The organism is Psychrobacter aestuarii (genome assembly GCF_904846035.1).
Taxonomy (GTDB): Bacteria; Pseudomonadota; Gammaproteobacteria; order Pseudomonadales; family Moraxellaceae; genus Psychrobacter; species Psychrobacter aestuarii.
Window position 1 is genome coordinate 2,413,719 of the sequence record NZ_CAJGYT010000001.1, and the last position, 13,715, is coordinate 2,427,433.

At 51.7% G+C, this 13,715-nt stretch carries 9 protein-coding genes; 2 read left to right on the forward strand and 7 right to left on the reverse strand.

Features of this window, described 5'->3' with window-relative positions; all coding sequences use genetic code 11:
* The first annotated feature begins 31 nt into the window (after nucleotides 1–31).
* The gene (gene murU, locus JMW05_RS10395; protein WP_201505185.1) at nucleotides 32–757 is read left to right on the forward strand and encodes an N-acetylmuramate alpha-1-phosphate uridylyltransferase MurU; all 726 of its coding nucleotides are present in this window, start codon (nucleotides 32–34) and stop codon (nucleotides 755–757) included.
* A 59-nt stretch (nucleotides 758–816) separates the two neighbouring features.
* Here the strand turns inward: murU and JMW05_RS12140 are convergent, their stop codons facing one another.
* The 7 genes from JMW05_RS12140 to JMW05_RS10425 all read right to left on the reverse strand — a co-directional run bounded on the left by JMW05_RS12140 (nucleotide 817) and on the right by JMW05_RS10425 (nucleotide 10,218).
* On the reverse strand, nucleotides 817–933 hold the full coding sequence (locus tag JMW05_RS12140; RefSeq protein ID WP_406947461.1) for a DUF2474 domain-containing protein: 117 nt from the start codon (nucleotides 931–933) through the stop codon (nucleotides 817–819).
* A 100-nt stretch (nucleotides 934–1,033) separates the two neighbouring features.
* Nucleotides 1,034–2,050, reverse strand: coding sequence for a cytochrome d ubiquinol oxidase subunit II (gene cydB / locus JMW05_RS10400; protein ID WP_201505186.1), 1,017 nt, complete (start codon nucleotides 2,048–2,050; stop codon nucleotides 1,034–1,036).
* The gene (locus tag JMW05_RS10405) at nucleotides 2,050–3,528 is read right to left on the reverse strand and encodes a cytochrome ubiquinol oxidase subunit I (protein WP_201505627.1); all 1,479 of its coding nucleotides are present in this window, start codon (nucleotides 3,526–3,528) and stop codon (nucleotides 2,050–2,052) included. Before JMW05_RS10405 ends, cydB begins: the two co-directional genes overlap by 1 nt.
* Nucleotides 3,529–4,065: 537 nt before the next feature.
* Nucleotides 4,066–6,510 carry an esterase/lipase family protein gene (locus tag JMW05_RS10410; protein ID WP_227691509.1) on the reverse strand — a complete coding sequence of 815 codons (2,445 nt, stop codon included), beginning with the start codon at nucleotides 6,508–6,510 and terminating at the stop codon, nucleotides 4,066–4,068.
* Nucleotides 6,511–6,724: 214 nt separating this feature from the next.
* Nucleotides 6,725–7,864 (reverse strand): tetratricopeptide repeat protein, encoded by a 1,140-nt coding sequence (locus JMW05_RS10415; protein ID WP_201505187.1) that lies wholly within the window; start codon nucleotides 7,862–7,864, stop codon nucleotides 6,725–6,727.
* 262 nt (nucleotides 7,865–8,126) lie between these two features.
* Nucleotides 8,127–8,768: a 2-polyprenyl-3-methyl-6-methoxy-1,4-benzoquinone monooxygenase gene (coq7, locus tag JMW05_RS10420; protein ID WP_201505188.1), complete on the reverse strand. Its 642-nt coding sequence runs from the start codon at nucleotides 8,766–8,768 to the stop codon at nucleotides 8,127–8,129.
* A gap of 115 nt (nucleotides 8,769–8,883) precedes the next feature.
* Nucleotides 8,884–10,218, reverse strand: a complete 1,335-nt coding sequence (locus JMW05_RS10425; RefSeq protein WP_201505189.1) for an MFS transporter — start codon at nucleotides 10,216–10,218, stop codon at nucleotides 8,884–8,886.
* A gap of 322 nt (nucleotides 10,219–10,540) precedes the next feature.
* Here JMW05_RS10425 and JMW05_RS10430 point away from each other — a divergent pair, with 322 nt between their 5' ends.
* The gene (locus JMW05_RS10430; protein ID WP_201505190.1) at nucleotides 10,541–13,648 is read left to right on the forward strand and encodes an autotransporter assembly complex protein TamA; all 3,108 of its coding nucleotides are present in this window, start codon (nucleotides 10,541–10,543) and stop codon (nucleotides 13,646–13,648) included.
* The last annotated feature ends 67 nt before the right edge of the window (nucleotides 13,649–13,715 follow it).

Here is a 13,715-nt window from a genome sequence, read left to right on the forward strand (position 1 = left end):
TGACACTTTTTTTTAGCATTAAGGAATCAGCATGGCCATCACCCAAGCGATGATTTTAGCCGCAGGTAAAGGCACACGTCTGCGACCATTGACCCTGACCACGCCCAAGCCTTTGGTCGAAGTGGGCGGGCAGCCGCTTATCGTCTGGCACATCAAGGCGCTCAAAGCGGTAGGCATTACAGACATTACGATTAATGCCTCGTGGCTTGCCGATACCTTGATGGACGCGCTTGGCGATGGCTCAGACTATGGCGTGCGTTTGCATTGGTCGGTTGAGGGCGATGAGCCATTAGAGACCGCAGGCGGGATTTTTCAGGCATTACAGACAGGAAAATTACAGGACGCGCCGTTTGTCTTGGTCAATTCCGATGTCTGGACGACGTTTGATTTTGCCGATTTGGTCAATTATGAACTGGGCGCTGACCAATGCGCGCATCTATTGTTGATGGACAATCCTGAACACAACCCGCAAGGCGATTTTGCTTTGAGTAATGGTTTGGTCAGCATCGAGCCGATAGACGGGCAGGACACCTATACCTTTGCGGGCATCAGTGTCTTGTCACCGCGCTTGGTCGCAGATGTGGTGTCGGGCGAGCCTGCACGCCTGGCGCCACTGCTAAAACAAGCGGCACTCAAGTTTCAGGTGACAGGCGCGCATTTGCAAGACATGTGGATAGATGTGGGCACGCAAGAGCGTTTGGATGCGGTCAATGACTATATTGCCAAAGAAGGCGCAGACACGCATCGCGGCAGATAAAAAAAGTGGGTGTACGCCCGTATCAATGAAGTATCTTACAAAAACAACAATGGGCGTACCTAGACGCCCATTGCAACTTTGATAATCTGAGCAATGATAAAAATGGTCAAAAAGCCTGCAAGGTACAGACCAAAAAACCACGCCCATTGCCGCTGTTTTTTACTTAACTTTTTCATAGCTATCTCCTGATTGCGCCCTTTTTACCATTGCAGTTTTCGATAAAAAGGGCAGTACAGTATCTCAGCTCAAGTCGCATTCGCCCAAGCTTACCAGCGCTTAATACATGTGCTCGTGTCCCGACTTGCCTTTAAACACATAATAGGCGTAGGCGGTATAGCTCAGAATAATCGGCAGCATGATACACGCACCAATCAGCATAAAGGACAAGGACGTATCCGCCGCCGCTGCCTCATAGACCGTCATTTGATACGGTACGATATAAGGGAACACAGCGATACACACGCCAATATAACCCATCAAGAACAACAGCACCGTCAATAAGAACGGACGGTATTCACGCTCAGTGGTCAAATCTTTACGCAGAATAAAGAACACAATCAGCGCAATAATCGGCATCGGTGCCAAGTAAGGCAGACGAGCAAGGGTAAACCAGTCTCCTAGCGCATCAATGTCTGAAAAATACATAAACACAGTCACGACCAGCATCGCAGCGACCAGCGCCATCAATAGCCAGCCTGACACTTTACGCGCCCAGACTTGCAAGCTGTGCTCGGTCTTTAAAATCAGCCACGTTGAGCCAAGCAGAGAATAACCGATAATCAGCGCAATACCACTGACCGCAGAAAAAGGCGTGAACCAATCGAGCGAGCCGCCCGTATACAGACGGTTACTCGCCTCAAGACCATGCACCAACGTACCAAGCATCACCCCTTGGAAAAAGGCAGCCATCACTGAGCCGACAAAAAAGAAGCCGTCCCAGATATAGCGGTGCGTGCTCGACTTAAAGCGAAACTCAAACGCCACACCACGTAAAATCAGACCCACCAGCATTAAAAACACAGGCAGATACAGCCCTGTCATAATAATACCGTAAGCCACAGGAAAGGCGGCAAACAGACCACCGCCACCGAGCACCAGCCACGTCTCATTGCCATCCCAAAAGGGGGCAATAGAGTTCATGATACGGCTGCGGTTTTTGTCCGAGCCTGCAAATGGGAACAATATCCCGCAGCCCAAATCAAAGCCATCAAGCAAGACATAGACAAACACCGCCAAAGCAATCAAGCCGCCCCAGATAAGAGGCAAATCCAGTACATCACCAAAGTTAAACATTAACGCAATCCTCCGTCATCGACATCGTCCGCAGGCTCATCGGCATCTGTGACATGACCCTCAGGGTCAGCATCACCACTTAAAGTACGACCTTGGCCTTCGGTTATCGAATGCTCATAGAAGTTGTCTTCACTTGGGTCGGTATAAGGTTTCGGCCCTTGTCCAATCAGACGTAGGATATAAAAACTGCCTGCACCAAACACAAAGGTGTAGACCACGATAAAACCAATCAGCGTGGTTGCGACCTGCTGCGCGGCGACGGGTGACATACTCTCGGCGGTACGAATCACGCCATATACGGTCCATGGCTGACGACCTGTCTCAGTCACAAACCAGCCTGCCAACAGCGCCACAAAACCAAGCGGCGTCATCATCATCCACGCGCGGTGGAACCAGAGACTCTCAGGATTAAAGTGCTGCTTTTTAAAGAACTTGTACACACTAAACAGACCGACCAGTATCATCAGCATACCGATAGCCACCATGATACGAAACGCCCAGAACACCACAATCACCACAGGCTGATCTTCAGGTGCCCAGTTTTTTAGCCCTTTAATCTCACCATCAAAAGAGTGGGTCAAGATTAAGCCTGTGACATAAGGGATTTTGACTTCGTATTTGTTGGACTGCGTTTCTTTATCAGGAATGGCAAACACGCGCAGACCAGCACCGCGCTCATCTTCCCAAATACCCTCCATCGCGGCCACCTTGGCAGGCTGATGCTCCAAGGTATTTAGACCATGCTCATCACCAATCAATGCCTGCGCGGGCGCGACAAAGATGGCCATCAGCATCGCCATACCCAGCATCACGCGCCCATGCTGGCGGTGGTCGGCGTGTTTTTTGGATTGCAAATAATACGCACCAATCCCGCCAACCACGAATGCGGTGGTCAAAAACGCCGCCGTCATCATGTGTGCATAGCGGTAAGGGAACGATGGGTTAAAGATAATCTCAAGCCAGTTGGTTGGGTACAATAGCCCATCGGCACCGACCATAAAGCCTTGTGGCGTCTGCATAAAGCTGTTGGCCGATAAAATCCAAAAGCCTGAAATCAAGGTACCAATGGCAACCGTCGCGGTGGCGACAAAGTGCATGCGCTTACTCACGCGACCCCAACCAAAGAGCATGATGCCCAAAAAGGAGGCCTCTAGGAAGAAGGCGGTGAGCACCTCATAGGCAAGTAGCGGACCTAAGACGTTACCTGCCTTGTCGGAGAATACCGCCCAGTTGGTACCGAACTGATAGGACATGACCACGCCTGAGACCACGCCCATACCAAAGACCACGGCAAAGATTTTTACCCAATGTTTATAAACTTCTGCAAAAACAGGATTGCCAGTCTTTAACCAGCGAAATTCAAGCACCGTCAGCCAGCTGGCAAGACCAATCGAAAAGGCGGGAAATACAATATGAAAGGAGACGACAAAAGCGAACTGGATACGTGCAAGGTGCAGCGCATCGAGCTGGCTTATCATAAACGTGGCGAACATAAATGGTTACCCTTGTTTGTTAGCTTACTTGTGCTACGTCCGTGACACGCTCAAGTAATTGCCCATAAGTAGGGGGTAAGTAATATAGACAACAGCTCATGTTAACTAGCGACCAATATCATGTTACTAAATACTGTGAAGCTAAGACCATCGCACAAGCGCCTATCATTCATATCCTTATAAACAAACCAAGCTGTTTTTGTAATAAAACAGTGGCGCTAGGACATTATGCGCCTACCAAAACATGCACGCAAGCTGTGTGTTAGCTTGCTCACAAACACAAGACAACCGTAATACTTGCGTAATATTGATTTGTATGCATATTTTGACTTTATCGTTATGATTTTGCGCAAATTGTGACTATAAAAAACAGAAATATCAAATGATGTTGACTTTATCGCACTCGTATTGTTTACACGATGTATACAATCTGTGGGTAGGGCGGCACAAGGACAAAAAGTAAGGTGTCTTGTGCCTTTGTTATCAGGTCTTTATTTTTAAAGTTTGAGTAACTGCGCCAGATTAATGCTGTAACTGACTGTGCAAAATGCGGCGCAGCGTGAGTACAGTTTGCGGGTTTTCTTGGATACTGTGCCCACCACTGATGATGGTCTCAGATGCCGCGCCGTCCAAATGCGCGCTCTTATACGGCACGATGCCATCGGAGAGGCGCTGGGTGAGCGCTTGACTTGGGCGGGTATCGACCATCACCGCCGCGATGCGCGCAGGCGGGGCGGGCATGTCTGCTGCGGTAGGGTCATTCTCGTTAGGCTCGGCGCTCGCTTTTGACAAGTCAATCTTGGCATCATTCGGCTGCATTTGTGCCAACCCTTGGGTGATGTCCTCATCGTTGCTTGCGATGATGGAGTGATAGGTCACGCTTGGATTGATTTTGATGTCTTTGGTCAGCTGGATAAACGAAGACTTGTCACTCAATTGGCTCGCGCCGTTTTGTAAATACAGTGCGCCTAAGGGGTTTTCTGCCAGCTCGCCTTGCGTGGCGATGGTGGCGAGGTTGTCAGTGACGGTTTTGACCACGTTGATGGGCAGGTAAATAATACGGCGAATGGCGCGGGTGAACCAGCGGTCGGCATAGTCAGTGCCTCTAAAGGGCGCGGATAAGAACACCGCCGTGTCCACCTGTGGTAATGGGTGCAAGTCAAACCGCTCTGCCAAATCAGGGTCAGTGAATGCTTGACGCAGCATGTCATTGACCGCACGTTCATTGCTGTTAAGCAGATTGTAGTTACCATCTAGCGCATCTAAATGCGTGGTCAGATCGTCATCTGCGAGCATCATCCGCGCAATCACCGCGCCCATACTGTGACTGACAATCACGCTGTTGCGACTCGCACGGTGGCTGCCTGTGGGGTCGGTCTGCTGATAGGTGGCGGCCAGCAGCTTTTGGATTTGATAGCGGTTTTCTAAGATGGGTAAGTTGGTGGGATAAAACACCTGCCACACCTGATAGTTTTCGCGCAGCTTGTCATCATTAAAAATATCGTTGGTGAGATTGACCCACGTGGCAGGGCTGGATGCCAGTCCATGTATCATGATGATGACCCGCTTATCAGGGTCGTAAGGCTCTAGCATAAACAGCTTGGGCAAAGCGGCTTCTTTTTGATGGGCAAGCAAGTTTAAATAACCGACGCCGCTCAGCTGGTTTTCAGCCAGCCACAGACCGTACCCTGCCGAAAAGTTGGCGGCAAGTGGGTATTGATTGCCAAGGATATTGACCGTCTCGCTGCGATAGGGGTTGTATAAGTGAATGTCCAACTGCTCGCTGGCAAGCACGTCAAGCACGCTGTTGCCTTGCGGTCGAATCAGCCCCGTCATGAGCAGATGCCCTGTCGGATAGATGCGACTGGTGGGGTCGGTCTGGTCACTGCTGCTTTGTGACAGCCTGCCTGATAACGACGACATGAGCAGCGAGCGAATGGTGGTGGTATAGCGGTCATCTAAGGACGCAACAAAACTCACCCCAAGCCCTGGACGTTTACTGATAGAGTTCAGACCCGATAGGCGCAGCTCGTAGGTGGACATCAAATCGGCAAGGGCGCTGGTCTGATTGCGCGCGTTTTGCAGATAGCTGCTTTCATTGGGCAGATAGGTGTCGAGGCGGTAGTTGTCAATCTGGGTCTGCATGACGTGTACCTGCGCGGTGGCAGGTCCTTGGCGCGGGGTTTTATTGGCGATGACTTCACTGGTGTCATCGCTTAGGGTGTCTAGCGTAGGCGACAGATAGGTGGTTTGATTGTTTTGAATCACCCCTGTGCGCTTGATGCTCTCGGTATCGTACAGCTGAGTGATGATGTCACTGCTGGCGGCATTGTAGATATCTTGGGTTTGGATATCCATATCGGTTGGGATACGGGTCATCGGCTTATCAGGTACCGCCGCCGCGCCATCATAGTCGTGCTCTAGGCGGTCAAAAAACAAATAGGCGTAGCTGTATTTGAGCGCATCGAACAGGCGGTGCTGGTAATCGAGTAAGCAGGCGCGCGTCTCCGCTTCTTGCTGGCGTGCTTGCTCAGGCGGCGGTTCAGCATTGGCATAATAGGGGTCTAGCGGTGGACGTGCGAGCGCGTCGCGGCATGTTGAGGACGTGGCAAGGCTACGCGCCTTGGCATAATGCAGCTCAGAAAAAATCGCCAGTTCTGGACGGGCAGGCTGATTGAGTAAACTGTCGGTCAGCTGCGTCAAGCAAATATCAAACTGCTGCAAACAGGCCGTATCGTTTAAGCCTGCTGAGAGCAGGGCAGAAGCAGTGTCGGTGCTGAGGGTGTTTTCTGAGACGATGTTGCCGCGCTGGGCCGCGATGGTCTTGGATGAAGACTGCGTTTTGACCGAGACGACGCTACAAGCGGACAATACACTGGTCATCAAAATACCCAAACAAACAGGACGTAAGCGCAGGCGAAACTGTCGGTAAAAGGTGGTCGGTGCAGAGCGCGGGCGTGTACGCATAGATTTTCCTTATCATGGGTCGTGATTGTCAGCGTACCAGCCGCCGTAATGTGAGTGTAGCGCACCTTGCAAAAGCTGACCATAGTCATAAAGCTGTGATTTATTTAGGTACGTGACAAATAAGGGCTGCGCAATAAGCCCATAGCCAAAAAAAGTCCGTTGATAAAAAAAGACCGCTTATCATTAAGCGGTCTTTTTTTGGTATATCGAGCAATTAGGTCGTTGGTTTGACATTGACGTTTGGCGCTGGAATGTCCCAGATATAGTATTTGCCATCTTCAACGATTTGGATTTGTTTACGGATGATGTCGTTGTTCGGGTATTGTGCCTCTAGGCGGCGCAAACGCTCAAGCGCTTCGCTACGGCGGTCGCTTAATAAGTCAGACTGCGCAAGGCTTTGCTCAGCTTCGACATAGCCGAGTGACACTGCACGGTCGAGGTATTTTTTGCCTTCTTTAAAGCCGCCGCCTTCAGCGAGCATCATACCGTATAAGAAGTTCGCCTCGCCGCTGTCAGGTTTGAGTTTAATCGCGCGGTCGATGTAGTTGCCACCGCGAACAGCGTATTCCGAACCCAAATCAAGGTTACGACCCATACCGTTTAGCTTGGCGGCGCGCAGTAGCACGTCATACGAAGCATTTGGCGCACTGGCGTACTCATCAATCCATGTGGCCATGGCTTTGATTTTTTCGCGGGTATAGTGACGCTGTGAGCGGTTTGGGAAGTTGGGCGGATAGTGGCGAGCGTTTGGCGAGACGTCATTGATAAAGTCGTCCAGCAAGCTGACATCCAGCTTGTCGGTACCTAAGCCTTGTTTTTGCGCAATCATCACGGTCGGCACAAAGCTGACATCCGCGATGCTGATTTGCGGGGTAGGTACGTTTGCCAACTGAACGCTTGGTTGCGTGCTGGTACGTGGGGTGCTACGCGTCTGCACAGGCGGCGCACTCGGTCTTGGGGCGTCCATGTAGACACGACCTGGTACAGGGTTTGGCTCAGCGACGATGCCCCAAGGCGCAGTGCCATTGCTGGCTGCGGGCAGGACGTTTGCGCCAGCATCCATCGTGGCGCTGTCGTCAGTCATCATATCGGGTGCCGCGCTGGCGGTGGCTGTCGCTTCACTGGTCGCAGCAGGGGTTTGGCTGCTGTTACTTAGGCGAATGATACGGCGGCTTGAGTCAATGGCGCTTGGGGCACTCATTTCTTGCGCGCCAGAGGCGGTGCTTTGTGTAGGTGCGGCCAAGGCTGGCGCAGACAGCAATACAGTACAGGCAGCAGCCAGTGCAGTGAGCGTGGTGCGTTTGCGCAAAGGCGCTGCGGTGTTGCGAGCGTGTGACGGGGTCATGGCATTCATAAAACAAGTTACCTTAATTATCAATTATCTATCATCAATGATATCTCAATATACAGCAGCGAAGGCTTGATAATAAAATATACGAATATCGCGTTCGACGCCATAAGCTGCGCCTAAAAACTGTACAAATTTTTTATACCCTAGCAAACAATATCCAAAGCGCACAGTAGCAGGATTGTTACCAGCGCTTATTTTAATGGCGCAAACAGGCGGTTATTCACCACAACCAGCCATATGCGCCAGTACCTGCGTCATTAGCGTATTACAAATGATAGGCGGTGTCTTTCATGCGGTTGGCCAGCCAGCGCATGGTACGGCGGACGGTCGGCGACAGTGCCGCGCCGCCACTCGCCAAAGCCAACTCGCGGTGATGCAGCTCTTCAACGTCCATTTGTGCAAGGATTTCTTTTGAGCGCGTGTCTTGCTCAGGCAAGCGGGCGATATGCTCTTGCAGATGCTCGCTGACCTGCGCTTCGGTTTCGGCGACAAAGCCCAAGCTAAATTCGTTCGAAATCGCGCCTGCCACCGCGCCCAAGCCAAACGACAGCGCGTACCACAGCGGCGTAAAAATACTCGGATGGCTGCCAAGCTCATCCAGACGCGTCTCGCACCAGACCAGATGGTCAACCTCTTCATCCGCCGAGTGCTGCATCGACTGCCTGACCGCATCGTTTTTGGCACTGAACGCCTGCCCGTGATACAGCCCTTGAGCGCACACCTCACCAGTATGGTTGATGCGCATCAGACCCGCCACGTGCCGCGCCTCAGTGATGCTAAGTTTAGGCAGCACATCGCTGGTGACGGGCAGCGGGCGCGTACTGGGGTTCGAGTGTGGCACAATCGCCCGTAGCGCCTTATCAACACCGACTAATAGCTGATCTGTTTTTGATAACCGCAGTTGCATAACCCTGCTCCCAATTGTAAATAAAAAATAAAGACCAAAAGCAGCGCCCTTAATTGCCCATGCGCTGCCAATGAGCGTCTTTTGCATTATCAGACAAACCCTATCCAGATGCAATCTAAGCCATCGGGGCAGCGTCGTCTTTGTTTTGTAAAGTAGCGTTTTTGATGTGCTTGTTCAATTTAACGTACAAAAATGCGCCAAAGACCACGTTTAAAATACCCGTCACCAAAAACAGCTGCGGCAAAGACAGACCAAGCGCATTAAGCAGTACAATCGCGAATATCGCCGAGCCGACCATAAAGATGGCATTAAAAATATTGTTCGCGCCGACGATACGCGCGCGGTGACTGGTCGGTGCGTACGCCTGCATCGCGGCATACAAAGGCACGATATACAGCCCGCCACTAAAGCCCAAAAAGAACAAATCAACAAACACGCGCCAGCTGCCCGCTATCGCCCACAGCTCACCAATACCAAAAAGCGCGCCTGTCTGATTGATGTCCATCTGTGACAGCGACCAATACAAATCAATGGCAAACAAGCTAAGCCCCGCGATACCAAACGGTAATAGGCGCAGGCTCACTTGATTTTTGGTCAATGATTTACACAATAAAGAGCCAATCGACACGCCCACCGAAAACAGCGTCAATAAGAAAATCACCACCGACTCATTGCCCTGCAAAATCACCTTGCTAAACTCAGGCGTCTGCGTCAAAAAGGTCGCGCCATAAAACCAAAACCAGCTGTTGCCCAAAATAACAAAGAACAAAAACGGTAAGGAATACAAATAGCGTATGGTGGCCATACTGGTGGTAAAAATATTCCAGTTGACCTTTAAGTCAGGCTGCATTGCAGGGGTTGTAGGAATAAAGCGCGCCGCAAAATACCCGAACACCGCCACCAGCATCACCATCGCGCTGACCCAGTACAGGGCATTGGTCAGCTGGGTTAAAATGCCTGCGACAATCATACCGAGCAAAATCGCAAGCGAGGTGCCCATCTGAAACAGCCCATTTGCGCCGACCAGCTCGTCATCACGCATCGCTTGCGGCAAATAGGCGTATTTAATCGGACCAAAAAAGGTAGAGTGCGTGCCCATCAAAAACAGCGCCACAAACAACAGCGCGTACCACTCGAACACAAAGCCGACCGCAGCCAGCGTCATGATGACAATCTCTAACACTTTAATAAGGCGTGTCAGCTTAGACTTTTCGTATTTGTCCGCCAGCTGACCTGCCAAAGCGGAAAATAAAAAATACGGCAAAATAAACAGCATCGCCGCCAGATTGTTCAGCACGCTAATCGGCGCGCCAAGCTTGGATGCGCCCATATAGGTCAGCAGTAATATCAGTGCCTGCTTAAACACATTGTCGTTAAAAGCGCCCAAAAACTGGGTAAAAAACATGGCACTAAAGCGCCGCCGCTTAAAGAGTTGAAACTGACTTGCCATGAGTGCTCCTACCCAAAAAAATCGCCCATACCGTCTGTGTCCACCACAGACAAGGCGCAAAAGTATATACCGACTGACGTGTCTTGTGCGTTGCGGGTATGATAGCAAGACGCGGGTACAAATACAGTCACCAGATACTATGATTTAACAATCAACTAAGTTATGCTTTAGCCTTGGTGGCGCAGAATGACCCCCTTGCCGCCATCTGCCCCCAAAGATAAACCACCGATATTTTTGGCCGCATCTGCTACCCATGAACCGTATGGCGCACTATAGCAGTATGGATTACGCGCCACCGCAAAAGTGATAGGAACCTGCCATCATGAGTTGTCAGCCATCTCGCATCGAAGACACATACCGCCACCACGCCGCCCGCACCGCTTTATTTACCGCGCTTGCAGGTTGCATCGCAGGCTTTGGCGTATCGAGCGCTCAGGCAGCCCCCGCCAGTGCTTATAATGACAATACGGGTGTCGATGCCCAGTTGGACGCAGCGTTGCGTGCGCTTGAGCCAAAAATCCCGACCACCAATACCGCACCAAATACCAACACCACCACGCGACCCGTCAGCCGCCAAAACTCGCGCCTGCCGCGCAATACCGATGACTATCAGATGCGCTCGCCAAGAGAGATTGAAGCGGCGCTTGCGCAGGCGCGTCTTGAGCGTACCACCAGCAGCGCCCCTGTCGCCACCTTAAATGACAATCGCACACCGATTGGTTTTGATGCCAGCCTTGATGCGGCAAACTTGCCCATGCCGACCAATCTAGAAACCTTAGGCGTCGATGAAGACAATATCGGCGATGTGCCAAACGTGCCTGAGCTGCCCAGCCGCGCTGCAACCAGCACCGACAGCCGTATCAGTACTCGTCCTATCAATGTCAGTGACAGCGTCAGCAGCCAAGGACAGCCGAGCCGCAGCGGTCAGTCTATCGATGATATCAGAGACAATTTAGACACCACCGTTCAAGATGGCGAGCGCGCCGCAGGTATCAATCCTGATGACTACCTGCCTGACTATCAAGCAGACAGCGCCGCCGATACGGTCAGCAACAGCATCGAAGACAGCGCTGAGAGTAGTGAGCGCAGCAGTGGCGGCAACATCTTTAAACGCACCTATAACCGCCTGTTTAATGGCGGCGCGATTGCTTTGCCGCATGTAGAGAGCACCGTTTATTTGCAGCAGACCAGTGCCGATGGCAGCAGCCGTTTGGTCAAAGCGGACAAAGACAGCCAGCCGATTAACAACATCAAGGCCGCGCTGGATGACACGACGGTGCAGTCGGTCGTTGACTTTACCGCCGCGTTGCCGCGCCTGCGCCAGACGGCGCTCGATGCCGCGCGTGCGGTGGGCTACTACGATGTCGCGCTGCGTTTGCGCCAGCCAAGCAATGACCGTATCGATGTGATTATTGAGTCCTTGGGCGAGCCTGTCCGCGTTGACAGTCAGCTGATTGACATTCGCGGTGAGGGCAGCGAGCAAAAAGAATACCAAGTGCTCGAAGAGAATCTGCCACCAAAAGAAGGCGATATCTTTAACCACCGCGTGTACAAAAACAGCAAAGCGGCGTTAGAGTCCTTAAGCCGCACTTATGGCTACTTTGATGAGCGCTGGCTTAACAAGTCTGTAGACATCATCTTGCCAGACAATACCGCTGACGTCTCATTAATCTATGACACGGGCGTGCGCTATGATTTTGACGACGTGGTATTTTTTACTTATGACAGCGATACGGGCACACTGACCACCGACCCAGACAAGCTGCCCGTTGAGCCAAAGCTGCTGCGTCAGCTCTTGGGCTTTAACGCAGGGGACCCGTTTTACCAGCCCGATATCACCAAGCTGAGCAATGACTTGTCCGCGACGCGCTATTTTAATTTGGTCAACGTCGAGAGCATCTTGCCGCCTGATGAGCAGACCGAAGGCAGTACGCTCGCGTTTGACAATACCGCGAACCCAAACAGCGACCCTGACAATGCAGTGATGGCAGCAGGCATCGGCGACGGCAATGTCACCACATCGAGCGCTGCAAGAGCGGGCATAGCAGACTCAAAGAGCAGCTTGCGCTTTGACAATCAGTCAAGCGACACCCTCAGCGACGCTGACCGCGTGGCGCCTGAGGACATCGCGCCCATTAACTTTGAAGTGGATGAAAAGACCACCGAAAAGCTACAAGCCATTAAACAAAAAGCCGAGCGCCTAAGCCGCCTGCCTGACGACCGCGTACTCGATGAAAAACCACTCGAAGCGCAAAATCTTTTGGGCAAAATCAGCGACACCATCAGCAACGTGGCTCAAAAGGTCTTCCCTGATGACAAAGTCATTATCGATGAAGACTTTGAGCCGCCGACATTGGCAGGGCGCAAAACGCCAGAAGAGGTCTACGCGCAGAAAAAAGTCCCGTTATACGTCTTTGTATCGGCAGAAGAGCCACGTGATGCACAAGTGGGTATCGGTTATGGTACGGACACAGGCGTGCGTGCGACCGCCAAGATTGACTACAACTTAATCAATCGTAAAGGCTATCAAGCAGGGGCAGAGGTCGCCGTCTCGCGCATCAATAAGAACGCCACCGTCTATGCCAGCCGTCCGTGGAATCACCCATTAAATGATAAAATCGACGGGCGCTTGACCTATGAAGAAGAGCTGATTGACCAAGGCGAGGGCAACTTTGACTTGTCCACCAAGACCTTACGAGCCAGATTGGCGCGTAATATTCGTAACGAAGAAGGCTGGAACCGCAGCTACTTTGTGCGTTATCGCTCCGATGAGCTCGAAACGGGCGTCGATATGGCAAATTTGCAAGATTTGCCCGTGCGCTTTACCTCATCGAACCCCACACAGCAAGCACTGTTGCTCGGTTATGGTGTTAGCAAAACCAAAGCCGACAGCACCACCAACCCCACGCGCGGCTACCGTCAGTATTACAGCATTGAGGCAGGCTCTGAGAGTGCGCTCAGCGATACCGATATGGCGATTATCAACGCGGGCGTCAGCGGGGTGTACAGCTTTGGCGAAGAGAACAAGCACCAGCTTATCGGTCAGTTAAATGGCGGCTATATCTGGGCGGATGATTTTTATGATGTGCCATACAAGCTGCGCTTTTTTGCAGGCGGTGACCAAAGTATCCGCGGTTATGATTACAACAGTCTATCCCCGATTGAAAAAGGCTATTTGACGGGCGGACAGATACTGGCGGTCGGCAGTGCAGAGTACAACTACGCCTTTAAGCCAGGTCTACGCGGCGCTATCTTTACCGATGTCGGTAACGCTTATGATAAAGACTTTGACGCTGATACCAAGGTCGGCGTGGGTGTGGGCGTGCGCTGGGCGTCACCTGTGGGTATCGTGCGCGTCGATGTGGCGGCAGGCGTGACTGAAGAGGAAATACCTGTAAGATTGCATTTCTTTATTGGCTCACCGCTATAGAGGTGTGCTATGTTAGCGAGAATGTTAACAAAGCGTTTATAGTGTTTTCTTGTATTGGTAAGGTATA

What these genes read in the sequence shown, in the direction of transcription:
- murU (WP_201505185.1), top strand. Translation starts at nt 32, where the DNA reads ATGGCCATCACCCAAGCGATGATTTTAGCCGCAGGTAAAGGCACACGT.
- JMW05_RS12140 (WP_406947461.1), bottom strand. Translation starts at nt 933, where the DNA reads ATGAAAAAGTTAAGTAAAAAACAGCGGCAATGGGCGTGGTTTTTTGGT.
- cydB (WP_201505186.1), bottom strand. Translation starts at nt 2,050, where the DNA reads ATGTTTAACTTTGGTGATGTACTGGATTTGCCTCTTATCTGGGGCGGC.
- JMW05_RS10405 (WP_201505627.1), bottom strand. Translation starts at nt 3,528, where the DNA reads ATGATAAGCCAGCTCGATGCGCTGCACCTTGCACGTATCCAGTTCGCT.
- JMW05_RS10410 (WP_227691509.1), bottom strand. Translation starts at nt 6,510, where the DNA reads ATGCGTACACGCCCGCGCTCTGCACCGACCACCTTTTACCGACAGTTT.
- JMW05_RS10415 (WP_201505187.1), bottom strand. Translation starts at nt 7,864, where the DNA reads ATGAATGCCATGACCCCGTCACACGCTCGCAACACCGCAGCGCCTTTG.
- coq7 (WP_201505188.1), bottom strand. Translation starts at nt 8,768, where the DNA reads ATGCAACTGCGGTTATCAAAAACAGATCAGCTATTAGTCGGTGTTGAT.
- JMW05_RS10425 (WP_201505189.1), bottom strand. Translation starts at nt 10,218, where the DNA reads ATGGCAAGTCAGTTTCAACTCTTTAAGCGGCGGCGCTTTAGTGCCATG.
- JMW05_RS10430 (WP_201505190.1), top strand. Translation starts at nt 10,541, where the DNA reads ATGAGTTGTCAGCCATCTCGCATCGAAGACACATACCGCCACCACGCC.